This is a genomic window from Kitasatospora sp. NPDC114501, assembly GCF_055633695.1.
The window spans coordinates 738,224-762,184 of sequence record NZ_JBVKDS010000001.1 but is presented as its reverse complement, the minus strand read 5'-3'; the positions used below and the strand labels follow the sequence as shown (position 1 = coordinate 762,184).

The 23,961-nt window shown below is 75.1% G+C and carries 23 protein-coding genes; 10 read left to right on the top strand and 13 right to left on the bottom strand.

Going from position 1 to position 23,961, the window contains the following annotated elements; translation table 11 throughout:
- Positions 1-3: 3 nt before the first annotated feature.
- Entirely contained in the window at positions 4-1,284 is a 1,281-nt protein-coding gene (locus ACZ7RU_RS03530) for an SAV2148 family HEPN domain-containing protein (protein ID WP_470339276.1), read from the bottom strand.
- Between the two features lie 373 nt (positions 1,285-1,657).
- On the opposite strand from ACZ7RU_RS03530, the gene glgX reads away from it, so the two are divergent.
- From glgX to treZ, 3 genes are all read left to right on the top strand, one after another.
- Entirely contained in the window at positions 1,658-3,850 is a 2,193-nt protein-coding gene (gene glgX, locus ACZ7RU_RS03525; RefSeq protein WP_470339275.1) for a glycogen debranching protein GlgX, read from the top strand.
- 137 nt (positions 3,851-3,987) lie between these two features.
- Positions 3,988-6,423, top strand: a complete 2,436-nt coding sequence (gene treY, locus ACZ7RU_RS03520) for a malto-oligosyltrehalose synthase (RefSeq protein ID WP_470339274.1) — start codon at positions 3,988-3,990, stop codon at positions 6,421-6,423.
- On the top strand, positions 6,423-8,192 hold the full coding sequence (gene treZ, locus ACZ7RU_RS03515; protein WP_470339273.1) for a malto-oligosyltrehalose trehalohydrolase: 1,770 nt from the start codon (positions 6,423-6,425) through the stop codon (positions 8,190-8,192). Before treY ends, treZ begins: the two co-directional genes overlap by 1 nt.
- Positions 8,193-8,202: 10 nt before the next feature.
- Here the strand turns inward: treZ and ACZ7RU_RS03510 are convergent, their stop codons facing one another.
- Both ACZ7RU_RS03510 and ACZ7RU_RS03505 read right to left on the bottom strand, forming a co-directional pair.
- On the bottom strand, positions 8,203-9,096 hold the full coding sequence (locus ACZ7RU_RS03510) for a transketolase family protein (RefSeq protein ID WP_470339272.1): 894 nt from the start codon (positions 9,094-9,096) through the stop codon (positions 8,203-8,205).
- Between the two features lie 116 nt (positions 9,097-9,212).
- A complete protein-coding gene (locus ACZ7RU_RS03505; RefSeq protein WP_470339271.1) occupies positions 9,213-9,929 on the bottom strand; it encodes a thiamine pyrophosphate-dependent enzyme in 717 nt (238 codons plus the stop codon).
- 57 nt (positions 9,930-9,986) lie between these two features.
- On the opposite strand from ACZ7RU_RS03505, the gene soxR reads away from it, so the two are divergent.
- Both soxR and ACZ7RU_RS03495 read left to right on the top strand, forming a co-directional pair.
- Positions 9,987-10,532 (top strand): redox-sensitive transcriptional activator SoxR, encoded by a 546-nt coding sequence (gene soxR / locus ACZ7RU_RS03500; protein WP_470339270.1) that lies wholly within the window; start codon positions 9,987-9,989, stop codon positions 10,530-10,532.
- A 44-nt stretch (positions 10,533-10,576) separates the two neighbouring features.
- A complete protein-coding gene (locus ACZ7RU_RS03495; protein ID WP_470339269.1) occupies positions 10,577-11,530 on the top strand; it encodes a phosphotransferase family protein in 954 nt (317 codons plus the stop codon).
- Here ACZ7RU_RS03495 and ACZ7RU_RS03490 read toward each other — a convergent pair.
- From ACZ7RU_RS03490 to ACZ7RU_RS03475, 4 genes are all read right to left on the bottom strand, one after another.
- Positions 11,497-12,018, bottom strand: coding sequence for a GNAT family N-acetyltransferase (locus tag ACZ7RU_RS03490; RefSeq protein ID WP_470339268.1), 522 nt, complete (start codon positions 12,016-12,018; stop codon positions 11,497-11,499). The two genes, ACZ7RU_RS03495 and ACZ7RU_RS03490, sit on opposite strands and share 34 nt — an antisense overlap.
- Positions 12,015-12,584 carry a GNAT family N-acetyltransferase gene (locus ACZ7RU_RS03485; RefSeq protein WP_470339267.1) on the bottom strand — a complete coding sequence of 190 codons (570 nt, stop codon included), beginning with the start codon at positions 12,582-12,584 and terminating at the stop codon, positions 12,015-12,017. The genes ACZ7RU_RS03490 and ACZ7RU_RS03485 overlap by 4 nt, the downstream gene beginning before the upstream one ends.
- Positions 12,585-12,685: 101 nt before the next feature.
- Positions 12,686-13,324, bottom strand: a complete 639-nt coding sequence (locus ACZ7RU_RS03480) for a formylglycine-generating enzyme family protein (protein WP_470339266.1) — start codon at positions 13,322-13,324, stop codon at positions 12,686-12,688.
- An 83-nt stretch (positions 13,325-13,407) separates the two neighbouring features.
- Positions 13,408-15,489 carry a HelD family protein gene (locus ACZ7RU_RS03475; protein ID WP_470339265.1) on the bottom strand — a complete coding sequence of 694 codons (2,082 nt, stop codon included), beginning with the start codon at positions 15,487-15,489 and terminating at the stop codon, positions 13,408-13,410.
- A 325-nt stretch (positions 15,490-15,814) separates the two neighbouring features.
- Here ACZ7RU_RS03475 and ACZ7RU_RS03470 point away from each other — a divergent pair, with 325 nt between their 5' ends.
- Positions 15,815-16,552, top strand: a complete 738-nt coding sequence (locus ACZ7RU_RS03470; RefSeq protein WP_470339264.1) for a class I SAM-dependent methyltransferase — start codon at positions 15,815-15,817, stop codon at positions 16,550-16,552.
- A 22-nt stretch (positions 16,553-16,574) separates the two neighbouring features.
- On the opposite strand, the gene ACZ7RU_RS03465 is transcribed toward ACZ7RU_RS03470, so the two are convergent.
- The gene (locus ACZ7RU_RS03465) at positions 16,575-16,991 is read right to left on the bottom strand and encodes a MarR family transcriptional regulator (RefSeq protein WP_470339315.1); all 417 of its coding nucleotides are present in this window, start codon (positions 16,989-16,991) and stop codon (positions 16,575-16,577) included.
- Positions 16,992-17,209: 218 nt separating this feature from the next.
- Here ACZ7RU_RS03465 and ACZ7RU_RS03460 point away from each other — a divergent pair, with 218 nt between their 5' ends.
- Together ACZ7RU_RS03460 and ACZ7RU_RS03455 are read left to right on the top strand one after the other, a co-directional pair.
- Entirely contained in the window at positions 17,210-17,593 is a 384-nt protein-coding gene (locus tag ACZ7RU_RS03460; protein ID WP_470339263.1) for a hypothetical protein, read from the top strand.
- A 505-nt stretch (positions 17,594-18,098) separates the two neighbouring features.
- Positions 18,099-18,875 (top strand): hypothetical protein, encoded by a 777-nt coding sequence (locus ACZ7RU_RS03455; protein ID WP_470339262.1) that lies wholly within the window; start codon positions 18,099-18,101, stop codon positions 18,873-18,875.
- A gap of 118 nt (positions 18,876-18,993) precedes the next feature.
- Here ACZ7RU_RS03455 and ACZ7RU_RS03450 read toward each other — a convergent pair whose 3' ends face one another.
- Both ACZ7RU_RS03450 and ACZ7RU_RS03445 read right to left on the bottom strand, forming a co-directional pair.
- Positions 18,994-19,554: a GNAT family N-acetyltransferase gene (locus ACZ7RU_RS03450; RefSeq protein ID WP_470339261.1), complete on the bottom strand. Its 561-nt coding sequence runs from the start codon at positions 19,552-19,554 to the stop codon at positions 18,994-18,996.
- Positions 19,551-20,555: a LysR family transcriptional regulator gene (locus ACZ7RU_RS03445; RefSeq protein WP_470339260.1), complete on the bottom strand. Its 1,005-nt coding sequence runs from the start codon at positions 20,553-20,555 to the stop codon at positions 19,551-19,553. The genes ACZ7RU_RS03450 and ACZ7RU_RS03445 overlap by 4 nt, the downstream gene beginning before the upstream one ends.
- Before the next feature lie 70 nt (positions 20,556-20,625).
- Here ACZ7RU_RS03445 and ACZ7RU_RS03440 point away from each other — a divergent pair, with 70 nt between their 5' ends.
- Complete coding sequence (locus ACZ7RU_RS03440) at positions 20,626-21,357, top strand: CTP synthase C-terminal region-related (seleno)protein (protein ID WP_470339259.1); 732 nt, start codon at positions 20,626-20,628, stop codon at positions 21,355-21,357.
- A 46-nt stretch (positions 21,358-21,403) separates the two neighbouring features.
- On the opposite strand, the gene ACZ7RU_RS03435 is transcribed toward ACZ7RU_RS03440, so the two are convergent.
- From ACZ7RU_RS03435 to ACZ7RU_RS03425, 3 genes are all read right to left on the bottom strand, one after another.
- The gene (locus tag ACZ7RU_RS03435) at positions 21,404-21,958 is read right to left on the bottom strand and encodes a GNAT family N-acetyltransferase (protein ID WP_470339258.1); all 555 of its coding nucleotides are present in this window, start codon (positions 21,956-21,958) and stop codon (positions 21,404-21,406) included.
- A 134-nt stretch (positions 21,959-22,092) separates the two neighbouring features.
- Positions 22,093-22,692: a dephospho-CoA kinase gene (gene coaE / locus ACZ7RU_RS03430; RefSeq protein WP_470339257.1), complete on the bottom strand. Its 600-nt coding sequence runs from the start codon at positions 22,690-22,692 to the stop codon at positions 22,093-22,095.
- A gap of 89 nt (positions 22,693-22,781) precedes the next feature.
- Entirely contained in the window at positions 22,782-23,423 is a 642-nt protein-coding gene (locus tag ACZ7RU_RS03425) for an MBL fold metallo-hydrolase (protein WP_470339256.1), read from the bottom strand.
- 61 nt (positions 23,424-23,484) lie between these two features.
- Between ACZ7RU_RS03425 and ACZ7RU_RS03420 the strand changes: the two genes are divergently transcribed.
- Positions 23,485-23,916, top strand: coding sequence for a MarR family winged helix-turn-helix transcriptional regulator (locus tag ACZ7RU_RS03420; RefSeq protein WP_470339255.1), 432 nt, complete (start codon positions 23,485-23,487; stop codon positions 23,914-23,916).
- Positions 23,917-23,961: the final 45 nt, after the last annotated feature.

Genomic DNA, 23,961 nt, shown 5'->3' with positions numbered 1-23,961 from the left:
CTCTCAGGACACCGGCCGGGAGTCGGCCCAGACGCCCTCGAACTCCTCGCGGTAGACCTCCAGCAGGCCGGGCTCGGTGCCGCCGGGCTGCTGGCCGGCGCCGCCGCGCAGCACCAGGGCCGGGGACTCCATGCCGCGCGCGCGGCGCAGGTAGGGCTGGATGACGCCGAGGTCGCGGCCCTGCCGGCGGCCGCCCGCCTGGCCGGGGGTGCGGGGGCCCTCGACCAGGTAGGCGGTGAAGCGCGGGGTCTCGTCGAAGACCCGGATCTCGAAGCCGCCCTGGTCCCGCAGCCGGGCCCGGACCCGCCGCACGTGCATGATGTTCATCTCGATGGAGCGCGACAACTCGCTGCGGCCGAGACCGAGTTCGCGTTCGCGGCGGCGCACGGCGCTGCTCGCCGGGTTGAGGAAGAGCAGCCGTACCCGGCAGCCCTCGCCGGCCAGGCGCACCAGGCGCTTGCCGGTGTAGTTCTGGCAGAGCATGCCGAGGCCGATGCCGAGCGCGTCGAGGCGCCGGGCACCGTCCAGCAGGTCCTCGACCGGCAGGTCGCGCTGGAGCCGGACCCGGTCGGCGTGCACCGCGACGACGTCCGCGTACCGGCCGGCCACCAGGGACTCGACCACGTCGGCGGGCACCCCGCCCGCGCCGCCGTCCAGGACGGCCAGCAGCCGGGCGGCGGCCCGCTCGGTCTGGGCCAGCACGGTCTGGGTGAGCACCCGGTTGCGGGAGACCACGTGCCGGGCCACCTCCAGCTCGTCCAGCGCCAGCTCGATCTCGCGCCGGTCGGCCAGGTACGGCTCGAAGCAGGGCCAGTGCTGCACCATCAGCTCGCGCAGCTGGGGCAGGGTGAGGAAGACCAGCGGGTCGTCGTCGGCCGGGTCGAGCAGGTAGCCCTTGCGGCGGCTGACCTCGCGTACGGCTCCGGCCCGGTGCGCCCACTCCTCGCCGGCCGGCCCGGCGGCGGCGGTGACCCAGTCCTCGCCGTGGGCGGGGGCGTAGATCGGGTGCAGCACCTCGTCGACGAGGGCGCGCAGCCGCTGTTCGACCAGGTTGAGCCAGACGTAGGCGCGGCCGGACAGCCGGACCCGCTGGTAGGCGTCCTCCCACTCGCCGGCCGACCAGGCCAGTGCGGGTATCTCGACCGGGCCGCCCTGCGCGGGCACCAGGGCGCCGGGGCGGCCGGTCAGGGTGGGGCGCATGACCACCGTGGGCGCCTCGCTGCGGGCCGCGCCACGGTCGGGGCCGCCCGGCCCGGAGCCACGGCCGCCGGCGGGAAACACCATGCGCCACCTCATCGGCTGACCCCCGCGGGCGCGGGGACGTTGACTGTTGACTGCCTGTCGGCCCGGACCGGCGGCCGGACGATCAAGGGTACTGCCCGGCGCGAGCCGCTCGCAGCCGGATGGCACCGGGCCCGCACCGGCCGGCGGTCCGACTCTTCACAGGAATGAACGGCCGGACACCCGTTCGGGCGAACCGGGGCCGCGTGTCCCGGCCGCCGGGGGAAGGCTCGGGGAGTATGCCGACTGTGCCGTACGTCACGGCGCGCCCGCGCCGCACATGTCCGGCCGCCCGGCCGGGCAGGCACCGTCCAGATCCGGGCCGATTGTCGGATCAGTCGCCAGTTTTCTTTGCAGACAAGGAAGTTGAGAAGCCATGCAGGTCTGGCCCGGTACGCCCTACCCGCTCGGCGCCACCTACGACGGAGCCGGCACCAACTTCGCGGTGTTCTCCGAGAGCGCCGACCGGATCGAGCTGTGCCTGATCGCCGAGGACGGCTCCGAGACGGCCGTCGAGCTGCGCGAGACGGACGCCTTCGTCCGGCACGCCTACCTCCCGGGCGTCCAGCCCGGCCAGCGCTACGGCTTCCGCGTGCACGGCCCGTACAACCCGGGCCTGGGCCAGCGGCACAACAGCGCCAAGCTGCTGCTGGACCCGTACGCCAAGGCGATGAGCGGGCACATCGACTGGGACGAGTCGGTCTACGGCTACCACTTCGGCGCCCCCGAGCGCCGCAACGACCTGGACTCCGCCCCGCACACCATGCACTCGGTGGTGATCAACCCGTACTTCGACTGGGGCACCGACCGCCCGCCGCGCACCGACTACCACCGCACCGTCATCTACGAGGCCCACGTCAAGGGCCTGACCCGGCTGCACCCGGGCATCCCGGAGGAGATCCGCGGCACCTACGCGGGCCTGGCCCACCCGGCGGTGATCGAGCACCTGGCCAAGCTCGGCGTCACCGCGATCGAGCTGATGCCGGTGCACCAGTTCGTCCGCGACCACCGGCTGCGGGACCTGGGCCTGGCCAACTACTGGGGCTACAACACCATCGGCTTCTTCGCCCCGCACTCCTCCTATTCCTCCACCGGCGACCGCGGCCAGCAGGTGCAGGAGTTCAAGTCCATGGTCAAGGCGCTGCACGCGGCCGGGATCGAGGTGATCCTGGACGTCGTCTACAACCACACCGCCGAGGGCAACCACCTGGGGCCGACGCTGTCGCTGCGCGGCCTGGACAACGTCTCCTACTACCGCCTCGCCCGGGACCAGCGCTTCTACGAGGACACCACCGGCACCGGCAACAGCCTGCTGATGCGCAGCCCGCACGTGCTCCAGCTGATCATGGACTCGCTGCGCTACTGGGTCACCGAGATGCACGTGGACGGCTTCCGCTTCGACCTCGCCGCCACCCTCGCCCGGCAGTTCCACGAGGTGGACCGGCTCTCCTCGTTCTTCGACCTGGTCCAGCAGGACCCGGTGGTCTCCCAGGCCAAGCTGATCGCCGAGCCCTGGGACCTCGGCGAGGGGGGCTACCAGGTGGGCAACTTCCCGCCGCTGTGGACGGAGTGGAACGGCATGTACCGGGACACCGTGCGCGACCTGTGGCGCGGCGAGAACGCCACGCTCGCCGAGTTCGGCTCCCGGCTCACCGGCTCCTCCGACCTCTACCAGGACGACGGCCGCCGCCCGATCGCCTCGATCAACTTCGTGACCTGCCACGACGGTTTCACCCTGCGCGACCTGGTCTCGTACAACGAGAAGCACAACGAGGCCAACGGCGAGGACAACCGGGACGGCGAGTCCTTCAACCGCTCCTGGAACTGCGGCGTCGAGGGCCCCGCCGCCGACCCGGCCGTCGAGGAGCTGCGGGAGCGCCAGCAGCGCAACTTCATCGCCACCCTGATGCTCTCCCAGGGCGTGCCGATGCTCTCGCACGGCGACGAGCTCGGCCGCACCCAGCTGGGCAACAACAACGCCTACTGCCAGGACAACGAGCTGACCTGGGTGCACTGGCCGGAGGGCGACGGGCCGCAGGCGCGGCTGCTGGAGTTCACCCAGGGGATGATCTGGCTGCGCCGCGACCACCCGGTGTTCCGGCGGCGGCGCTTCTTCCACGGCCGGCCGGTGTCCGGGCGGCCGGGTTCGGCCGCGCCGGGCCAGGGCCAGGGCGGTACGGGTGCGCAGGGCCCGGGCGGGCCGGCCTCCGGCGGATTCGACGACCTCACCGACATCGCCTGGTTCACCCCGGCCGGGGAGGAGATGACCAAGCACAACTGGGGCGCCAGCTACGCCAAGTCGCTGACCGTCTTCCTCAACGGCTACGCGATCTCCGAACCGGACCGGCGCGGCGGGCGGATCGTCGACGACTCCTTCCTGCTGATGTTCAACGCCCACTTCGAGCCGCTGGAGTTCACCGTGCCCGCCGACCACGGGCAGGAGTGGCAGGTCGTGGTCGACACCGCCCGGCCCCGGCTGCCCGCTCCGGGCACCGGCGCCCGGGTCAAGGCCGGGGACGCCCTGTGGCTCACCGACCGCTCGCTGATGGTGCTGCAACGGCCCGCGTAGGCGCCGTCCCCGGGCGGCGGGCCCGTCGGGCGGCCGGTCCCCGGAGGCGGCGCGGACCCTACGGGCGGCCGGGGCGGTCACCTGTTCGGGTCAGCAGCGGGTCTTGGCGGCGGGCTCCCCCGGGTACCTATGGAGCTATGACCCCCGCCGCCGAGCCCGCGCAGCCCCGCCCGGCCGCCACCGTCCCCTCGTCGTCGTACCGGCTCCAGCTCCAGCCCGGCTTCACCCTCCACGACGCCGCCGCCGCCGTCCCCTACCTGGCCGCCCTCGGCGTCTCCCACCTGCACCTGTCCCCGCTGCTGGAGGCCGTCCCCGGCTCCACCCACGGCTACGACACCGTCGACCACACCCGGATCAGCGAGCAGCTCGGCGGCGAGCCGGCGCTGCGCGAGCTGGCCGCCGCCGCGCACCGCCACGGCCTGCGGCTGATCGCCGACGTGGTGCCCAACCACATGGCCGTGCCCGTCCCCGAACGCCTCAACCGGCCGCTGTGGCAGGTGCTGCGCGACGGGCCCGACTCCCCGTACGCGCGCTGGTTCGACATCGACTGGACCGCCCAGCCGGGCCCGGCCGACGCCCCCGGGCGCGGCCGGGTGCTGCTGCCGCTGCTCGGCGACCGGCTCGGCGGCGTGCTGGACCAGCTCACCGTGGACGGCGACACCCTGCGCTACCACGACCACGAGCTGCCGCTGCGCCCCGGCACCGAGGAGCTGCCGCTGCCCGAGCTGCTCGCCCGCCAGTGGTACCGCCTGGCCTGGTGGCGACTGGCCCGCACCGAGCTCAACTACCGGCGCTTCTTCACCGTCAACGAGCTGATCGCGCTGCGCGCCGAGGACCCGGAGGTGTTCGCCGCCACCCACGCCGTGCTGCTCGGGCTGCACGCCGACGGCGTCCTGGACGGCTTCCGGATCGACCACCCGGACGGGCTCGCCGACCCGCGCGGCTACCTGCGGCGCCTCGCCGACGCCACCGGCGGGGCGTACGTCGTGGTCGAGAAGATCCTCACCGGCGAGGAGCGGCTGCCCGAGGACTGGCCGGTGGCCGGCACCACCGGCTACGACGCGCTGCGCCGGATCGACGGCGTGCTCACCGACCACGCGGGCGCCTGCCGGCTGGCCGGGGCGTACGAGTCCTTCCGGCACGGCGGCCCGGTCCGGGACCTCTGCGCGGACCCGCACCCCGCGATCGCCGAGGCCCGGCGCGGGCGGGCCGACATGACCGGGCCGGACGGCGAACTCGCCGCCGAGGTCGAACGGCTGGTGCGGATCGCGCTGCGGATCGGCGCCGCCGAGCCCGCGCACGCCGACCACGCGCCCGGGCAGCTGCGCGCCGCGCTCGGCCGGCTGCTCACCGGCTACCCGGCGTACCGCCCGTACGTCCGGCCCGGCGAGCCCCCCTCGACGGCCTCCGCGGCGCAGCTGCGGGCCGCCCTGGACGGCTCCACCGACCCGACCGACCGCCTGGTGGCCGCGCTCGCGCTCGGCGGGCTGGGCCGCGGCGCGGACAAGGACGAGTTCTGCGCGCGCTTCGCCCAGACCGCCGCCGCGGTGGCCGCCAAGGGCGTCGAGGACACCGCCTTCTACCGCTGGAACGCCCTGCCCGGCCTCAACGAGGTCGGCGGCGAGCCCGCCCGGCCCGGGCTCCACCCGGCGGAGTTCCACGACTGGTGCCGCTACCTGGAGCACACCTGGCCGCACAGCATGACGGTGCTCTCCACCCACGACACCAAGCGCAGTGCCGACGCCCGGGCCCGGCTCGCCGTGCTCGCCGAGCGGCCGGACGCCTGGGCCGCCGAGGCCGCCGCCTGGTCCACCGCCGCGGGCCCCGGCTTCGACCCGGACGCCGACTGGCTGCTCTGGCACACCGTGGTCGCCGCCTGGCCGATCGCCCCGGACCGGCTGGTCACCGCCCTGCTCAAGGCCGCCCGCGAGGCCAAGCTGCGCACCTCCTGGACCACCCCCGACCCGGGCTACGAGCGGGCCCTGGAGCAGCGGGCCCGCGCGGTCCACGACAATCCCGGGCTGCTCCCCCGGATCGAGGGCGCCGTGCACGCCCTGGCCCCGTACGCCCGGGCCAACACCCTGGCCGCCGCGCTGCTGCACCTCACCGTGCCCGGCGTGCCGGACCTCTACCAGGGCAGCGAGGAGCCGCTGTACACCCTGGTGGACCCGGACAACCGGGGCGTGGTGGACCTCGGCGCGCTCGCCGTGCGGCTCACCGACGCGGCCGCGCCGCGCCCCGGCGACCTCGCCCGGGAGAAGCTGCACCTCACCACCACCGCGCTGCACCTGCGCCGCGACCGGCGGCTCGGCCGGTACCGGCCGCTGGACGCCGCGGGCCCCGCCGCCGACCACCTGCTGGCCTTCGCCCGGGGCGAGGACGTGGTCACCGCCGTCACCCGGCTGCCGTACGGGCTGGAGCGGGCGGGCGGCTGGCGCGACACGGCGCTGGAACTGCCGGCGGGCGGGCCGTGGACGGACGAGCTGACCGGGCGGAGCTTCCCGGCGGGCGCGGTGCCGGTGGCGGAGCTGCTCGCGGCCCTGCCGGTGGCACTGCTGACGAGGAGGGCCTGATGCCGCTCTACCAGGTGTGGGCGCCCAACGCCGGCTCCCGGGTGCGGGTCGAAGTGGACGGCACGGCCCACGAGCTGGCCCGCTGCCCGGACCGGGACGGCTGGTGGTCCGGCGAGGCACCGGCCGGCGACTACGCCTTCCGGCTGGACGACGGCCCGCCGCTGCCCGACCCGCGCTCGGCCTGGCAGCCGCACGGCCCGGACGGTCCGAGCCGTACGGTGGACCACGCCGCGTTCCGCTGGTCGCGGACCGGCTGGAGCGGCCGGGCGCTGCCCGGCGCGGTGCTCTACGAGCTGCACGTGGGCACCTTCACCGCCCGCGGCACCTTCGACGCCGCCGCCGAACACCTCGACCACCTGGTCGAGTTGGGTGTGGACTTCGTCGAGCTGATGCCGGTCTGCCCGTTCCCCGGCCGGCACGGCTGGGGTTACGACGGTGTCTCGCCCTGGGCCGTCCACGAGCCCTACGGCGGCCCCGAGGGGCTCAAGCGCTTCGTGGACGCCGCCCACCGCAAGGGCCTCGGGGTGGTGCTCGACGTCGTCCACAACCACCTCGGCCCGTCCGGCAACCACCTTCCCGCGTACGGCCCGTACTTCACCGACCGGCACCACACCCCGTGGGGCTCGGCGGTCAACCTGGACGCGCCCGGCTCGGACGAGGTGCGCGCCTACCTGGTCGGCAGCGCCCTGGCCTGGCTGCGCGATTACCGGATCGACGGGCTGCGACTGGACGCCGTGCACGCCCTCGCGGACGACCGGGCGATCCACTTCCTGGAGGAACTGTCCGGCGAGGTACGGAAGTTGGCTGTCGCCACCAACCGGCCGCTGTTCCTGGTCGCCGAGTCCGACCTCAACACCCCCGCCACCACCACCCCGTCCGAGGCGGGTGGCCTGGGCCTCACCGCGCAGTGGAGCGACGACTTCCACCACGCCCTGCACTGCGCGCTCACCGGCGAATCCCACGGCTACTACGGGGACTTCGCCCGCGCACCGCTCGCCGCCCTCGCCAAGACGCTCACCCGGGGGTTCTTCCACGACGGCACCTGGTCCTCCTTCCGCGGCCGCGGCCACGGCCGCCCGTTCACCCCGCTCGGCGACGGCCACCGGCTGCTCGGCTACCTCCAGACCCACGACCAGGTCGGCAACCGGGCGCTCGGGGACCGCGTCTCCGCCGTCCTCACCCCCGGCCGGCTCGCCTGCGGCGCCGCGCTGGTGCTCACCTCGCCGTTCACCCCGATGCTCTTCATGGGCGAGGAGTGGGGCGCCACCACCCCCTGGCAGTACTTCACCGACCACACCGACCCCGACCTCGCCGAGGCCGTCCGACAGGGCCGGCGGCGGGAGTTCGCCGAGCACGGCTGGACCGCCGAGGCCGTCCCCGACCCGCAGGAGCCCGCCACCGTGCTGCGCTCGGTCCTCGACTGGACCGAGCCCCGGCGCGCCCCGCACAGCGAACTGCTCGCCTGGTACCGGACGTTGATCCGCCTGCGGCGCGAGCGCCCGGAGCTGTCCGACCCGGACCTCGGCGCGGTGCGGGTGACGTTCGACGAGGCGGCGGGCCTGCTGGTGGTGCACCGCGGGCCGTACCGGATCGCCGTCAACCTCGGGCCGGGCGAGGCCGCGCTGCCGCTCGGCGCCGCCGGGCGCGAGGTGGTGGCGGCCTTCGGCGCGGCGGCACCGGAGGGGACGGCGGTGCTGGAAGGAACGGCGGTGCTGGAAGGAACGGCGGTACGGCTGGCGGCGGACGCGGTGGCGATCGTCGCGACGTAGCCGGGACAGCTCACCAGAGGAAGGCGCCGATCCGCTCCCGGAGCGACGGGGCGTCCAGGCCGTAGGCCGCCAGGTGCTCCCCGATCGAGCCGTAGTGCCGGTGCTCCGCGCGCGGCACGCCCAGGCCCAGCACCCGGTGCGCGCGGTCGGCCAGCGCCGCGTGCGCCTCGTTGGCGGAGGTGCCCGCCAGGTACGGCTCGACCAGCACCACGTCCGCCCGGTCACCGAGCGCCGCGCGCAGCCCGGCGGCGTCGAAGGGGCGCACCGTCGCCGCGTACAGCACGGTGACGTCCATGCCCTCGGTGGCCGCGAGCACCGCGTCCAGCATCGGCCCGACGGCGAGCACCGCGCCGCGCGAGCCCTTCCGGACGGTGGCGAACCGGCCCGGCTCGACCGGCACCGGGGCCGCGTTCTGGTGCGCCGAGAGCCGGACGTAGACGTTGCGGTCGCCGTCCGCGTAGGCGTGGCGCAGCAGCTGCTCGGCCTCGTCCGGGTGGCCGGGGACGTGGACCGTCCAGTCCGGCAGGGTGTCCAGCAGGGCGACGTCGCCCGGGGACATGTGGGTGCGGCCGCCGGCCGGCCAGTCGTACGAGCCCGCCGCGCTCACCAGCACGGCGCCGACGCCCTGGTGGACCAGGTCCAGCTTGACCTGCTCGAAGGGCCGCTCGATCAGGAAGCTGGCGAAGGTGTGGGCGATCGGGCGCATCCCGGTGAGCGCCAGGCCGCCGGCGGCGCCGATCAGCAGCTGTTCCCGGATGCCGACGTTGACCACCCGGTCGGGGTGGCGCTGCTGCGCCGGGGTGAAGGCGGCCGCGGTGATGTCGGCGAGCACCAGGGCCAGCCGGGGGTCCTCGTCCAGCAGGCGGGTGGTCAGGTCCACGAAGCGGTCGCGCATGGTGTCCATCGGTGGGGTTCCTCTCGGGGGCTCGGTCTCGGTCTCGGACTCGGCGCCGGTCTCGGTGTCGGTCTCGGTGTCGGTCTCGGTGTCGGTCTCGGCGTGCTCGGGCGTGCTGCGCCGGCTCAGTGCGGTCCCTTGGGCTCGACCCGGGCGACCACCACGTGCGGGCGGCCCGGGTGCTCCGCGGTGTACGCGCGGTACAGCGCCTCGTGGTCGCGGCCGTCCACCGTCGCGGTCGACCAGCCCTCGGCCGCGAACCGCTGGGCGATGCCGCCCTGCCACCCGTGCGTGGCCGAGGAGTTGTCGATCACCACCGCGTGCAGCCGGTCCAGTCCGTAGGCCCCGGCGAAGGCCACCGCCTCGGCGTTGGAGCCCTCGTCGAACTCCGCGTCGCCGACCAGCACCCACACCGCCGGGTCGGCCAGGCCCTGCGCCCGCAGTCCGAGCGCGGTGCCGACGGCCAGCGGCAGGCCGTGCCCGAGCGACCCGGAGGCGATCTCCACGCCGCGGACCAGGGTGCGGTCCGGGTGGTGGCCGAGCGGCGAGTCGTAGCCGCCGAAGCTCGGCAGCACCTCCGGGTCGACGAACCCCTTGGCCGCCAGCACGGCGTAGTACGCCATCGGGCCGTGGCCCTTGGAGAGCAGGAAGCGGTCGCGGTCCGGCGCGTCGGCGCTCTCCGGGGCCACCCGCAGCACCCGGTCGTACAGCACCCAGAGCGCGTCCAGGGTGGAGGTGGCGGCGGGGCCGTGCTTCTCGTCGCCGGTCATCAGGCTCATCAGGGCGGGCAGGTCCTCGAAGCGGGTGCCGGTCGCGGTCTTGGCGGTCGCGTTCGTCGTCATGGCCACGATCCTGCAACTTAAAGCCGACTTGAGGTCAAGCGGCTACAGTGGGCTTCCATGACCGACCGCCCCGACGGCCGCCGCATACCCGGCCCGCACCACAGCGACCTGCTCACCATCGGCCAACTCGCCCACCGCAGCGGCCTCGCCGCCTCCGCGCTGCGCTACTACGAGAGCCTCGGCCTGATCCACGCCACCCGCACCTCCGGCGGCCAGCGCCGCTACACCCGCGCCACGCTGCGCCGGATCGCCTTCGTCCGCGCCGCCCAGCGGGTCGGTCTCTCGCTGGACGAGGCGAAGGTCGCCCTCGACCGGCTCCCCGACCGCCCGGCCCCCAGCCGCGCCGAGTGGGACCAGGTGGCCGAGTCCTGGCAGAACCGGGTCGACGACCAGATCGCCGAACTGCAGCGGCTCAAGGAGAAGCTCACCGGCTGCATCGGCTGCGGCTGCCTCTCGCTCTCCCGCTGCGCCCTCTACAACGCCGCCGACCGCGCCGCCGAAGCCGGCCCCGGCGCCCGCTACCTGCTCACCCGCGACCCGTCCACCCCGGAGCCCCTCCCCCCGGCCGCCGACGACCGCGGGACCTGCCAGGACGGGTACTGAGAACCCCTTTGCGCCGGGTCCGCCCGCCTGTCTAGCGTGACGCCATGCTGCCCCTGGTGCTGACGGACGAGGAATGGGACGCGGTGGTCCCCGACGAGACGGTGATGCGCCCCGGCGCGCAGGCGCTCTGCGCCCGGCTGGGCGTCGGGGGCCTGCCGTTGGAGCGCTTCGCGGAGGGCTCCGTCCCGGTGTACGCGGTCGGCGCGGAACACGTCCTCAAGCTGTTCCCGGCGGCCAGCGCCCGGGACGCCCTGGTCGAGGAACGGGTGCTCACCCGGGTGCACGGCGCCCTGCCGATCCCCACCCCGGCCGTCCGGGCGGCCGGCGAGGACGCCAACGGCTGGCGGTACGTCCTGATGTCCCGCATGCCCGGCGAGGGCCTCGCCCCGGCCTGGCCGCGCATCCCGCCGAGCGACCGCGAACGGATCGCCCGCGACTGCGGCGAGGCGCTCGCCGCCCTGCACGCCCTCGACCCCGAGCCGCTCGCCGACACCCTCGGCCCCGGCGACTGGCCGGCCTTCCTGGCCCGCCAACGGGCCGGCGCCGTGGCCCGCCAGCGCGAACGGGGCCTGGCCGAGGACTGGTTGGAGCAGATCCCCGACTTCCTCGCCGCCGCCCTGCTGCCCGCCGCTCCCGTACGCGCCCTGCTGCACACCGAGTTCATGCGCGAGCACCTGCTCACCGACCCGGCCGACGGCTGGCGCCTGACCGGCCTGATCGACTTCGAGCCCGCGATGATCGGCGACCCGGCCTACGACCTGGTCGCCGTCGGCCTCTTCACCACCCGGGCCGACCCCCGGCTGCTGGGCCGGCTGCTGGACGCCTACGGGCGCCGCTTCGAGCCCCGGCTGCTGCTGGCGTACACGCTGCTCCACGTGTACAGCAACCTGCCGTGGTACCTACGGGAGTTGAAGCCCTCGGCGCGGACGCTGGACGCCCTCGCCGAGGAGTGGTTCGGGGCCGCTCAGGGGCGCGGGTCGGTGCGCAGCAGGCCGTAGCGGACGATGTCACGCCACTCGCCGTCCCGGAACGTCACCGCGCGCTGCACGCCCTCGCGGGTGAAGCCGAGCTTCTCCAGGACGCGCTGCTCGGCCAGGTTGTCCGCCTCGGTGTCCGCCTCCAGCCGCATCACCGGCGAGTGCGCGAACAGGTAGTCCACCAGCAGCCGTTGGGCCCGGGTGCCGATCCCGCGCCCGCGCACCTCCGGCAGCAGCTGCACGCCGATGCTCCAGTACGGGGTGGTCGGCCGCACCCCGCTGCGGTTGGCGGCGACGAAGCCGCCGAACCCGCCGTCGACGACCACCGCGAGCATCCACTTCTCGTCCTCCAGCAGCCCGCTCTCCTGCCACCGGCGACGGAACCGCTGCGGGTCCCGCCAGCCGTACCACTGGAACTCGCCCAGCGCCTGCGGGTCGTTCACCAGCTCCTCGATCGCGGACAGGTCGTCCTCCACGATCGGGCGCAGGGAGACTGATTCTTCGCTCATGCAGGCGCCAACGGCCGGGAGATCGTCGCGGTTCCTCGGTCGAGCGGCGGACGGGGGTCGGTGCGCAGCAGGCTGTAGAGAACGACGTCGCGCCATGCGCCGGCCCGGAAGAGCTGCGCCCGCTTCACGCCCTCGCGGACGAAGCCGAGCTTCTCCAGGACGCGCTGCTCGGCCAGGTTGGCGGATTCGGTCTCCGCCTCCAGCCGCATCACCGGCGAATGCGCGAACAGGTAGTCGACGAACAGCCGTTGCGCCCGGGTGCCGATCCCCCGGCCCCGCGCCCCGGGCAGCAGCTGCGCGCCCATGCTCCAGTGCCAACCCGTCGGCGCGGCGGCCTCCCGCATGGCGGCGGCGTAACCGCGGAACTCCCCGTCCACGGTGATCGCGAGCGTCCACTGCTCCTCCGTGAGCAGCCCGTTCTCGGCCCAGACCCGGCGGATCCGGTCGGGCTGCCGCCAGCCGAACCACAGGTGCTCGCCCATGGCGTCGGGGTCGTTCAGCAGGGACAGGAAGTGCGGGAGGTCGGCTTCGGCGATCGGGCGCAGGGTGACGTTTTCCTCGTTCATGCCGGCGTCAACGCGCATACGCGAGGTGGCGGTTCCTCATTTCGCGGAAAAACTCCCCGAGAATTCCGATCGGCCCGCGATTTACCGCGCCGCGCTCTCGTTTACCGCGCCGCGCTTTCGTTTACCGCGATCGAGCGGGCGAGCCGGAATCCCACGTCGTCGATCCGCAGGGTCGGGTGGCTGCGGCGGCGCACGGAGGCGCGGCAGCTCCAGTGCTCGTCGAACCAGCCGCCGCCGCGCAGCACCCGGTAGTCGCCGTACACCTCGGGGTCGTAGCGGTCCCAGCACCACTCCCACACGTTGCCGAGCAGGTCGTACAACCCGTAGCCGTTGGGGCGCAGTCCGCCCACCGCGTGCGGGCGCTCGTCCGAGTTCCCGCGGTGCCAGGCGATCTGGTCCAGCGGGCCGTAGCGCGGGCCGTCCGTGCCGGCGCGGCAGGCGTGCTCCCACTCGGCCTCGGTGGGCAGCCGGTAGCCGTCGGCGGCGCGGTCCCAGGCGGCGTCCTCGCCGTCCACCTCGTAGGCGGGCGCCAGGCCCTCGCGCCGGGAGAGTTCGTTGCAGTAGCGGACGGCGTCCAGCCAGGAGACGCTGTGCGCGGGGCGGTGGTCGCCGGTGGCGCCCTCGTACTGCTCGCGGGTCACCGGACAGGCCGCCAGCTCGTACGAGGCGACGTCGACGGCCCAACTGCGCTGGGTGCGACGGTCGGAGAGGGTGACCCGGCCGGACGGAACGGTGATCATCCACCGATCCTAGGGCGTGCCGATCGGCAGGGCGGTCGCGCGGGAAGCCGGCCGGGCCGGCGTCCCGCGCGACGGCCGGCCCGCTACGCCCGAACGGTGACCGTGCACAGGCGCTTGGTGGCGCGGGTGAGGGCGACGTACAGGTCGCGCTCGCCGGCCGGGCGGGCGGTGGCGATGCCGTCCGGGTCGACCACGACGGCCTCGTCGAACTCCAGGCCGCGCGCCTCCGACGCCGGGACCAGCCGGGCGTACCGCTCGACCCCCGCCGCCGCCAGTTCCGCCACCCGGCCGTCCGCGCAGACCACGCCGAGCAGGTCGCCCGGGTGCGCGGCGCTCTGCGTCCGCAGCTCCCGGACGACACCGGCCGCCAGCCGGTCCGGGGCCACCGCGACGGTCCGGGGCTCGTCCCCGTTCCGGATCGAGCGGATCGGCGGCTGGTCCGGGGCGATCCGGCGCAGCAACTCCCCGGTGGTGGCCAGGATCTCCTGCGTGGTCCGGTAGCTGACGGTCAGCGTCCGCAGGTCGAAGCGGTGGCCGAGGTGCGGGTCGAGCGCCTCGTTCCAGTCCCGTGCGGCCGTCGCCGGGCCGGCCTGGGCGAAGTCGCCGACCAGCGTCATCGACCTGCCCGGGCAGCGGCGCAGGACCATCCGCCACTGCATCGCGGTCAGTTCCTGCGCCTCGTCGACGACGACGTGCCCGAAGGCCTGCTCGGGCGGGCCGTCGACCAGGCTCGCCGCCTCGTCGAGGAGCGGCAGGTCGGCGTCGGTCCACGGCGTGCCGGGCGTGCGCAGCAGCAGGGCCCGCTCCTCCCCGGTGAGGTGCGGGAGGTGCGCTTCCAGCGCGTCGGCGTCGGCCAGCAGGGCGCCGACCACGTCGCCGGGCTCCAGCCGCGGCCAGAGCTCCTCGACGGCCCGGTCGATGTGCGGGTCGTCGAGGAGCGCTGCGCGGACGGCGTCGGCGTCGAACTCGTCGGCCCCGGTGGCGGGCGCCTCGTCGATGCCGAGGTTGCGCAGGTCCCGGGCCGCCATCCGGTCGAAGTCGACCCCGGTGAGCTGGGCCACCTCGGCGTCGATGCGCTCCAGCGTCTCGGCCATGCCCCGGGCCAGCGCGCTGGTCAGGGCGTCGACCAGCAGTTCCAGGAACAGCCGGCGCGCCCGGTTGTGCGCGAGCCCGCTCGCCCGCGCCGCCTGCCGCGCCACGGCGACCTCCGCCTCCGCCAGGCCGACCCACTCCTTCCCGACCCGGACCGTGAAGTCCCCGCCCGGGGCCTGCCGGGAGCGGACCGAACCGGCCAGCGCGTCCGCCAGTTCGGCCCCGCCCTTGAGGCGGGCCACGTCGAGCCGGTCCACGGCGCCGGGCACCACGCCGGCCAGGTCCGCGCAGGTGGCCAGGACGACGTCGTTCTCCCCGAGCGAGGGCAGCACCTGGGAGATGTAGTCGAGGAACCGCGTGTTCGGCCCCAGCACCAGCACGCCGCGCTCGGCCGCCTTGGGGAACGCGTACAGCACGTACGCGGCCCGGTGCAGCGCGACCACCGTCTTCCCGGTGCCCGGGCCGCCCTGCACCACCGTCACGCCGCGGTGCGAGGACCGGACGATCGCGTCCTGCTCCGTCTGGAGCGTCGCGACCGCCGTGCCCATCCGGCCGGTCCGCCGCTCCTGGAGCGCCGCGGCCAGCGGCCCGTCGCCGACGACGTCCCCGGCGGCCGGCTCCGAGCCGTCCAGCAGCTCGTCGCTCACCCCGACCACCGTGCGGCCCGTCAGGCTCAGATGACGGCGGCGGCGCAGCCCCAGCGGGTGGACGGGCGTCGCCTCGTAGAACGCCCGCGCCGCCTCCGCCCGCCAGTCCACCAGCAGCGGCAGCTCGTCCTCCTCCCGTTGCAGGCCCAGCCGCCCGATCCGCAGCACCGTCCCGTCCGCCAGGTCGATCCGGCCGAAGACCAGCCCGCCCTCGGCCCCCTCCAGCCGGCGCACCTCACCTGCCAGCCGGCCCGCCGCCACCTCCCGCTCGTACACCTCGCCCGCACTGTCCGCCGTCGACGCGAGCACCCGCGCCAGCTGCGCCCGCGCCCCGGCGAGCCGCTCGTCGAACAGCTCGGCGATGACGGACACCTGCGCCCGCTCCAGCTCGACCTGCTGGACGGCGTTGTCATTGGTCTGCGACACGGAAGAGCCCCTCTCGGTTCGACCCGCCACTATGCAGAGGGAATCCGGGGAAGTAAACGTTGACTTGTCCGAGTCGGATGTGTCCCCCGATTCCCCGAACGGCCTTTTCCGGGCGGAATTCCGGACGACCGCCGGGGCCCCGCTCCCCGCCCCTCCACTGCCCGGCCCAGGCGGCCCTTCCCGGCCCTGGACCGGGGCGGAGCCGTACGCCCGGCCGGGGTCCGGGCACCCGTCCGCGGGCCACCCTCGACAGCCCCAACCACCCACCGCACAAGGCTTCTTGCACCATCTGCGACCGCCCGCCGGGCCGCCTAGGCTCGTCGGCATGAACCGTACGATCCGCACCACCGAAGACGTCCTCGCGCTTCTCGACGGCCTCTTCCCGCCGGCCGAACCGTTCTGGGACCGGTTCTACGCGGACCGGTCCGCCGCGCGCCCGTTCTTCACGCCCGAGCCGGACGAGAACCTCGCCTGCTGGCTCGACCGGGGCCTGCTGCCCCCGGCGCCCGGACGGGCGCTCGACCTCGGCTGCGGCGCCGGCCGCAACGCCCTCCACCTGGCCTCGCTCGGCTTCGAGGTGGACGCCGTCGACCTCTCCGCCACCGCCGTCGCCTGGGCCGAGGAGCGCGCCCGCGAGGCCGGCGCGGGCCCCGGGCTGCGGTTCCACCGGGCGAGCATCTTCGAGGCCGAACTCCCTTACGCCCAATACGACCTGGTCTACGACTCCGGCTGCCTGCACCACCTCCCGCCGCACCGCAGGGTCAGCTACCTGGCCCTGCTCGACCGGGTCCTGGCGCCGGGCGGGCACTTCGCCCTCACCACCTTCGCGGCCGGCGTGATGGGGTCCGAGCGGCCCGACGAGGAGCTCTACCGGCTCGGCGCGCTGGAGGGCGGCCTGGCGTACTCGCCGGACGAACTCCGGTCCCTGTTCCGCGAGTTCACCCCGCTGGCGATCCGCCCGATGGCCGCCCAGGGGCCCGACTCGCCGCTGTTCGGCGTGCCCTTCCTCCTCGCGGCGCTCTTCCGGCGCACCACCGACGGCCCCACCGACGGCCGCGCGTAGGCGGCACCCGGCCCCGGCGCCGTCAGTCCCGCTCCCGCCCCACCACCGCCTCGTACGCCAGCAGCGTGTCCACCACCAGGCGCCGCTGCGCCGCGCTGAGCGGCCCGAGGGCCGTGCGCCAGGCGGCGGCCCCCGGGGCGAGCCAGGTCTCGATGGCGGACAGCCGGGCGGGGGCGATCGCGACGATGCGGCGCCGGCGGTCGGCCTCGTCCTCGCGCCGTTCGAGGATGCCCTGCCGACTGAGGTCGCCGACCATCAGGCTGACCGTGGTGGGGGCGACCTCCAGCCGGGCGGCGAGGTCGTTGACGCCCATCGGCCCGTCCAGCAGCAGGAAGGCCAGCAGGGACAGGTGACGGGGCGCCAGGGCGAAGCCGCGCAGCGGTTCGGGGACGGGGATCCGCTTGGCCCGCCCGACCAGCCGGGGCATCAGCAGCAGCATCGACCGCACCGCGTCGTCGAGCTGCTCCCCGGGCGCCGGCTTGCGCCCCGACGAGGCCGCATCCGGCGAACTCGCCTCCGACGGCTCCCCGTTGCGCGGTTCTCCCTCGGGCGTTGACATCGCACACCCCTCCCCAGTTACCTTTGATATCAAAGCTGCTTTACGTGCAAAGCGAACCGTCAGCCCATGGTACGAACCGAACCGAACGGAGCTCCACCATGCCGCACCTGAGCCTGCACATCCGCGAGGAGTCCCTCGACCCCGAGGTCGAGCGGTCGCTCATCGCCGGTCTCACCGAAGCAGTCGCCTCGGTCTTCGGCGAGCAGTTCCGCCCCCTGGTCGCGGTCGAGTTGATCGGGGTCCCGCAGCGCCGCCGGGGCATCGGCGGGCTACCGACCGACGAGGTCGCGCCGGTGGTCACGCTGACGCTGCGGGAGGCCGCCTACCACCTGCCGCAGGTCCCGGACGCGCCCGCCCGCCTGGTCGCGGCGGCCACCGGGGCCATCACCGGTGTGCTCGGCGCGGCCGTCGGGCAGCAGACCGTCGTCACCCTCGACGGCGTACCGGCGGGCCGCTCCGGCGTCGGCGGCCAGGTCGCCTGACCGACCCGGCCGCCCGCGCACCGAAGACCCACCGCCCGCGCACCGCAGGTGTGCCACCCCACCGACCGAACGCGCCCGAACCGACCGGCCGCCGGCGCCCGTTGTCCCAAGAGGGGCCGGGTGCCGGCGGCCGCCCGCGTTCGACCCGCCTCCGGCACACCCGCCCCCGCCAAGCCTGACCACATTCGCCCCATAGGCCCCACCAGCCCCAAAGGGAATCCGGGCGTCCGGCCGGAACCCGGCTTTGCGACCGGCGGTCCGGTGGCATAGGTTTCGACCGCCGTCGACGCACCACCGACGCTGACCACCCCTCAGTCCCGGGGCGGACGGCGGGGCGAGGGGCCGACGGCCGTACGCACAGGGGGGAGGAGCTGCCATGCCGCGTGCCCGCGACCACAGGTCGACCGGGCGGCGAGGACGGACGGACGGCGCCGCGCACCGGCGGCGGACGGCCGGCGCGCGCCCGACCCCGACCCACGCCACCGGACACCCGAGGAACCGTCAGTTGCGCACCACCAGACTCGCCACCGCCACCGCCGCCGCCCTCGTCTGCCTGGGCGCGCTCAGCGCCTGCGGCCCCGACAACGGCGGCCAGGACACGGGCAAGCCCGCCGCCCCCGCCGGAGCCGGCAGCACCACGCCCAGCGTCAACCCCACCAAGCCCACCGGCTCCGAGAAGGGCATCCCGGACAAGGCCTGGATGGACACCAAGAGCATTCCGATGGACGAGAGTTACCACTACACGCCGCTGGCGGCCAACGCCAAGCCGGTCTCCGGCCCGGTCCAGTTCAAGGGCATGGAGCTGTGCCGCGCCGCGGTCGCCAAGGACGACGAGCCGCTGTTCACCGGCACCGCCGCCGCGAAGGCCTCGGTCGGCTTCGGCGGGGACCGCTGGACGGCCCAGCAGACCCTGCTGTTCGTCGGTGACCCCACCCACAGCAGCGGCACCAAGCAGACCACCAACCTGGCCGAGAGCCACCTGACGGAGGCGCTCAAGTCCTGCGCCAAGACCGCGCCCGGCGCCACCGTGAAGGTGGACAGCGCCCCGGACGCGCCGTACTTCGCCGCCGTCCTGACCGTCCCGCAGGCCGACGGCGGCACCGTCACCCTGCACGAGTACGTGGTCAGCGACGGCGGTGCGGTCAGCGAGCTGGCCGTCTGGGCCACCACCAAGGCCGGGGCCCAGCCCAAGGACGCCTGGAAGGCCCCCGAGGACAAGTACGTCGGCACCGGCATGACGGCACCGATGTGCGAGGCCCTCCCGGGCTGCGACGGGCGCTGACCTCCGCGGACGCCGACCTCTCGACAGGCTCCCACCCCACAGACGGCCGCCCGGTCCGTCCGGCACAGTGGACCGGACGGACCGGGCGGCTCCCTGCGGCCCGGCCCGCGCCGAGCGGTCAGCCCCGCAGCACCGCGAGTTCGATCTCCCGGCCGCCCGCGCCGCCGGGCACCGACAGCACCACCCCGGAGGATTCGAAGCCGGCCTTCCGGTACAGCGCCTCGGCCCGAGGGTTGTCCTCGTGGACGAACAGCCGCACCCGCTCGATCCGGGGCTCGGTGAGCGACCACGCCCACTCCTGGACGGTCCGGATCAGGTCGAGCGCCAGCCCGGTGCCCCGCGCCTCCGGCCGGACGTAGACCGCGACCACGTGCGCCTGGTCGACCTCGATGACGTCGCCCTCCAGGGCGCCCGCCCCGCCGGGCCGCTCGACCAGCGCGGTCATGGAGCCGAGCCAGCGCCCGTCCTCGGCCTCGGCGACGAACTGCGCCACGTGCGGGTCCGTCGCGGCCCGGGTCGTGCGGTCCTGCCAGAACTCGTCGGGCCTGGTGACGGCCCGCTCGTGGGTCTCCAGGAAGGCCACGTCCGCGACCGGGTCCAGCAGTGCTTCCAGTCGGAGGTCCCTGGCCTGCTGCCAGTCCTCGATCCGTACCCGCCTGATGATGATTCCGCTGCTCATCGCGTGATCATTTCATCGGCACCGACGGCCTCCGCAACCGAATTCGGCGCCGCCGACCGGGCCCGCGCCGAAGGTCGGGCCGGAGCCGCCGACCGGGCCGGGTCGACCCGGGACTCCGCCAGCAGCCGCGCCAGCAGCGCCGCCGGCCCCTCCGGCAGGCTGCCGTGGACGAGTTCGGTGCGGTGCACCAGCCGGGGCGCGGCGATCGGCGCGCGCCCTACCCCGGGCGCCGCCGCGAGCACCGGCTCGGGCAGCAGTGTGAGCCCGTGCCCGGCCGCCACCAGTGCGAGCAGCGCGTGCAGGTCGGTGCCCTGGTAGCGGGTGGCGGGCCGGAAGCCGTCGACGCCCGCGGCCGCGCGCAGCCGGGCCGCCGTCGGGGTGAGGTCGGGGGCGTCCAGCCAGCGGGCGGCGGACAGGTCGGCGAGCGCGAGACCGCCGCGGCCGGCCAGCGGGTGGCCGACCGGCAGGGCGACGGCGACCGGCCGCTCGGCCACCGCGACGGTGCGCAGCGGTCCGACGTCGGCCAGCGGCAGCGGGTCGCTGGGCGCGGCGAGGCCGTCGATCAGGGCGAGGTCGACCTCGCCGGTGGCGACCTGGGCGGGCAGCACGTCCTGGGCGAGCACCCGGACGACCGGTTCCGCCCGCGGATAGGCCCGGCGCACCTCGCCGAGCGCGCGCCCCAGCGTCGCCCCGACCGCCAGCGGGGTCGCCCCGAGCACCAGCCGGGCGCTCGGAGTGCCGGCCAGGCGCGCGACGTCGGCACGCGCCGCCTCCAGTCGGACCAGCAGCGGCGCGGCGTGCTCCAGCAGCCGCTGCCCGGCGCCGGTCGGGCCGACCGGGCGGCGGACCAGCAGCGCCGTCCCGAGGTCCGCCTCCAGCGCGGCGATCTGCTGGGACACCGCGGACTGGGTGTAGCCGAGCTCCCGCGCCGCCTCCGAGAAGGAGGCGAGGCGGGCGACGGTGACGAAGGTGCGCAGCTGCTGCGGGTCCACGGCGGGCATCAACCGATCTGATCGAAGCTTAAGGAATCATCGTTGGCGCTGATCTCGGGGGCGGGGCCAGGATAGCCGCATGACCTATCTGACCCCGCGGGTCGCCCTGGTCGGCGACCGCTCCCCCGCCGTCCGCTCGCACGCCCGGATCCCGGGCCTGCTGGACGCCCTCGCCGAGCACGACCACCTCGTCCTGGACGCCTACTGGATCCCGACCGGGGACGCCGCCGAGCCCGGCGCCCTGGACGGCTTCGACGCGGTCTGGCTGCTGCCCGGCAGCCCGTACCGCAGCGAGGCGGGCGCGCTGGCCGCCGTCCGGACCGCCCGCGAGCGCGGCATCCCCTTCCTCGGCACCTGCGCCGGGTTCCAGCACGCGGTGCTGGAGTACGCCCGCAACGTCTGCGGTCTGGCCGACGCCGTCCACGGCGAGGAGCACCCGGACGGGGAGCGGCAGGTCATCGCCCCGCTGGCCTGCTCGCTGGTCGGCCACGAGGGGGCCGTCACGGTCACCCCCGGGAGCCTCGCCGAACGGGTCCTCGGCGCCACCCGCACCCTGGAGCGCTACCACTGCGCGTACGGCCTCAACGGCGCCTACCTGGAGCGGCTGTCCGCGGACGGCCTGCGGTTCAGCGGTGCGGACGAGTCCGGCGAGGTGCGCGTCCTGGAGCTGCCCGGCCACCCGTTCTTCCTGGCCTCGCTGTTCCAGCCCGAGCTGGCCGGCGACGGCACCCGGGCGCACCCCATGATCCGCGCCCTGGCCGGCGCCGCCGTGGCCCACGCGGACTCCACGGCTCCGGCGGCGCACGCCTGATCCGGCGTCACCATCCGAAACCCCGGTCCCGCGTCACGACCCGGCGTCACATCGGCAGCGACCGCAGCCGCACCGGCCCCTCCGGCCACCCGGCCCCCGCCACCAGCGGCGCCCGCATGGTGCGCAGCGGCATCTCCGCCAGTCGGCCCTCCGGCTGCTCCACCGTCACTCCCTCCGCGACCTCCCGGAACCCGAGCCCCCGGTAGAACGCGGACAGCGGCGGGCGGCAGAACAGCAGCGCGTGCCGGTGGCCGAGCGTGCGCGCGTGGTCGAGGGCGGCCCCGACCACGGCCCGCGCGAGGCCGCCGTGCCGCCGGTCGGGCGCCACGCAGACCCCGCCGACGCCCATCACGGCCAGGTCGGTGCCGCCCACGGTGAGCGGCAGCGGCAGCAGCCCGGTGTGGGCGACGAGCCGGCCGTCGGCGGCCCGGACACCGAAGTGGATCTCCTTGGGCAGGAAGGCCAGCCCGGTGTACGCGACGCCGTACGGGTCGTCGCCGGGGCCGAGGATCTCCTCCTGTTCGGCGCGGCCGTACTGCGCGAGCCGTTCGACCACCGGCGCCCCGACGAGGTGCGGCTCTGGCGAGAAACGATCATTCATCCCGCCATGCTCTCCCCCCACCAGGGCTTTTCACCAGTCCCTTCCCGGCCACTCGGCCCGAGGACCGGTCCCGGCGCAGCGCCGGCCCGGCCCGGCGCCCCTCCCGGCGCAGCGCCGGTGCGGCAGCAGCGCCGTCAGGCCGCCGCGCGCCGCGCCAGCTCCGCCCAGACCCCGTCCACCCGCGCCTCCAGCTCCGCCAGGCCGCCGCCGTTGTCGATCACCAGGTCCGCGATCGCCAACCGGTCCTCCCGGGAGGCCTGCGCGGCCATCCGGGCCCGGGCCTCCTCCTCGGCCATCCCGCGCAGCCGCACCAGCCGGTCCAGCCGCACCTCGTCGGCCGCGTCCACCACCACGACCAGGTCGAACAGCGGCGCCAGGCCGTTCTCGGCCAGCAGCGGCACGTCGTGCACCACGACCGCGTCCGGCGCGGCCGCCGCCTCCAGCTCGGCGGAGCGGGCCCGCACCAGCGGGTGGACGATCGCGTTCAGCGCCTTCAACCGCTCCGGGTCGGCGAACACCACCGCCCCGAGCGCCGGACGGTCCAGCGCGCCGTCCTCCCGCAGCACCTGCGGTCCGAACTCGGCGACCACGGCCGCCAGACCGTCCGTCCCGGGCGCGACCACCTCGCGGGCGATCACGTCGGAGTCCACGATCACCGCGCCCCGCGCGGCGAACAGCCGGGACACCTCGCTCTTGCCCGCGCCGATGCCACCCGTCAGTCCGATCTTCAGCATGGCGTCAGGCTACCGGCGCGCCACCGGCGGCGTCAGCGCGGGCCGCCCGCGGAGCCCGCCGCTCGACAGGCGGCCGTCGCAGCAGCCCGTCAGTCCAGCTCCAGGCTCTCGCCGTCCCCCAGCACCGCCACCTCCGCGCCCGCACCCGGCCCCTCCGGTCCGACCAGCCGGGTGTGCACGGCGAACCCGACCGGGCTGAGCACCGCCTCGTGCACCGGCACGGCCCGGCGCGGCCCGGCCTCGCGGAGGTAGTCGACCACCTCGGAGGCCTTGCTCCAGGGCGCCGCGATCGGCAGCAGCAGGGTGTCCACGGTGTGCGGCGGCACGGTGAACGCGTCGCCGGGGTGGAACAGCCGGCCGTCGAAGAGGAAGCCGATGTTCGCCACCCGCGGGATGTCCGGGTGGATCTCCGCGTGCCACTCGCCGTGCACCGAGACCCCGAGCCCGCCGATCTCGAAGGCGTCGCCCTCGCCGACCACGGCGACCCGCTGCGCCACTCCGTCCAGCTGGGCCGCGACGGCCCGGTTGGTCCACACCCGCAGCGCCGGGTCGGCCTCCAGCGCGGCGCGCAGCCGGGACTCCTCGAAGTGGTCCATGTGCTCGTGGGTGATCAGGACGGCGTCCGCCCCAGCCAGGGCGGCGGGGTCGGTGAAGGCCCCCGGATCGACGACGAGGGTGGCCCCGCCGTGCTCGACGCGTACGCAGGCGTGTCCGAACTTGGTGATTCGCATGCCCGAACCATACAGCAATGCTGTACAGCAGTGCTGGGTGAATTTTCGATAGACTCCTCCCATGACCAGCGAAGCCCCCCACCCGGACACCCTGGAACTCGCCGCCGACCTGCGCGCCGCGATCGGCAGCCTGGTCCGCTCCCTGCGCGGCGGCGACGAACTCCCGCAGAACCAGGCCGCCGTCCTGGGCCTGCTGGTCCGCGACGAGCGCACCTGCACGGTCGCCGAACTCGCCGCCCTCCAGCGGGTCCGCCACCAGTCGATGGCCCGCACCGTCGCACTGATGACCGAGGCCGGGCTGGTGACCCAGCAGCCCCACCCCACCGACGGCCGCAAGCTGCTCGTGACCGCCACCGAGGCCGGCCGCACCGCCCTGTTCGACCAGCGCGCCCGCCGCGAACACCGGATCGCCGGCGTCATCGAGTCCCGCCTCACCCCCGAGGAACAGCAGACCCTGCGGGCCGCCGTCCCCCTGCTGCGCCGCCTGCACTGACCACGCCGCCACCCCTGCCGCGCCATCCGCCCTACGGGGAAGCCC

What these genes read in the sequence shown, in the direction of transcription:
- ACZ7RU_RS03530 (WP_470339276.1), bottom strand. Translation starts at nt 1,284, where the DNA reads ATGGTGTTTCCCGCCGGCGGCCGTGGCTCCGGGCCGGGCGGCCCCGAC.
- glgX (WP_470339275.1), top strand. Translation starts at nt 1,658, where the DNA reads ATGCAGGTCTGGCCCGGTACGCCCTACCCGCTCGGCGCCACCTACGAC.
- treY (WP_470339274.1), top strand. Translation starts at nt 3,988, where the DNA reads ATGACCCCCGCCGCCGAGCCCGCGCAGCCCCGCCCGGCCGCCACCGTC.
- treZ (WP_470339273.1), top strand. Translation starts at nt 6,423, where the DNA reads ATGCCGCTCTACCAGGTGTGGGCGCCCAACGCCGGCTCCCGGGTGCGG.
- ACZ7RU_RS03510 (WP_470339272.1), bottom strand. Translation starts at nt 9,096, where the DNA reads ATGGACACCATGCGCGACCGCTTCGTGGACCTGACCACCCGCCTGCTG.
- ACZ7RU_RS03505 (WP_470339271.1), bottom strand. Translation starts at nt 9,929, where the DNA reads ATGACGACGAACGCGACCGCCAAGACCGCGACCGGCACCCGCTTCGAG.
- soxR (WP_470339270.1), top strand. Translation starts at nt 9,987, where the DNA reads ATGACCGACCGCCCCGACGGCCGCCGCATACCCGGCCCGCACCACAGC.
- ACZ7RU_RS03495 (WP_470339269.1), top strand. Translation starts at nt 10,577, where the DNA reads ATGCTGCCCCTGGTGCTGACGGACGAGGAATGGGACGCGGTGGTCCCC.
- ACZ7RU_RS03490 (WP_470339268.1), bottom strand. Translation starts at nt 12,018, where the DNA reads ATGAGCGAAGAATCAGTCTCCCTGCGCCCGATCGTGGAGGACGACCTG.
- ACZ7RU_RS03485 (WP_470339267.1), bottom strand. Translation starts at nt 12,584, where the DNA reads ATGAACGAGGAAAACGTCACCCTGCGCCCGATCGCCGAAGCCGACCTC.
- ACZ7RU_RS03480 (WP_470339266.1), bottom strand. Translation starts at nt 13,324, where the DNA reads ATGATCACCGTTCCGTCCGGCCGGGTCACCCTCTCCGACCGTCGCACC.
- ACZ7RU_RS03470 (WP_470339264.1), top strand. Translation starts at nt 15,815, where the DNA reads ATGAACCGTACGATCCGCACCACCGAAGACGTCCTCGCGCTTCTCGAC.
- ACZ7RU_RS03465 (WP_470339315.1), bottom strand. Translation starts at nt 16,991, where the DNA reads ATGCTGCTGCTGATGCCCCGGCTGGTCGGGCGGGCCAAGCGGATCCCC.
- ACZ7RU_RS03460 (WP_470339263.1), top strand. Translation starts at nt 17,210, where the DNA reads ATGCCGCACCTGAGCCTGCACATCCGCGAGGAGTCCCTCGACCCCGAG.
- ACZ7RU_RS03450 (WP_470339261.1), bottom strand. Translation starts at nt 19,554, where the DNA reads ATGAGCAGCGGAATCATCATCAGGCGGGTACGGATCGAGGACTGGCAG.
- ACZ7RU_RS03445 (WP_470339260.1), bottom strand. Translation starts at nt 20,555, where the DNA reads ATGCCCGCCGTGGACCCGCAGCAGCTGCGCACCTTCGTCACCGTCGCC.
- ACZ7RU_RS03440 (WP_470339259.1), top strand. Translation starts at nt 20,626, where the DNA reads ATGACCTATCTGACCCCGCGGGTCGCCCTGGTCGGCGACCGCTCCCCC.
- ACZ7RU_RS03435 (WP_470339258.1), bottom strand. Translation starts at nt 21,958, where the DNA reads ATGAATGATCGTTTCTCGCCAGAGCCGCACCTCGTCGGGGCGCCGGTG.
- coaE (WP_470339257.1), bottom strand. Translation starts at nt 22,692, where the DNA reads ATGCTGAAGATCGGACTGACGGGTGGCATCGGCGCGGGCAAGAGCGAG.
- ACZ7RU_RS03425 (WP_470339256.1), bottom strand. Translation starts at nt 23,423, where the DNA reads ATGCGAATCACCAAGTTCGGACACGCCTGCGTACGCGTCGAGCACGGC.
- ACZ7RU_RS03420 (WP_470339255.1), top strand. Translation starts at nt 23,485, where the DNA reads ATGACCAGCGAAGCCCCCCACCCGGACACCCTGGAACTCGCCGCCGAC.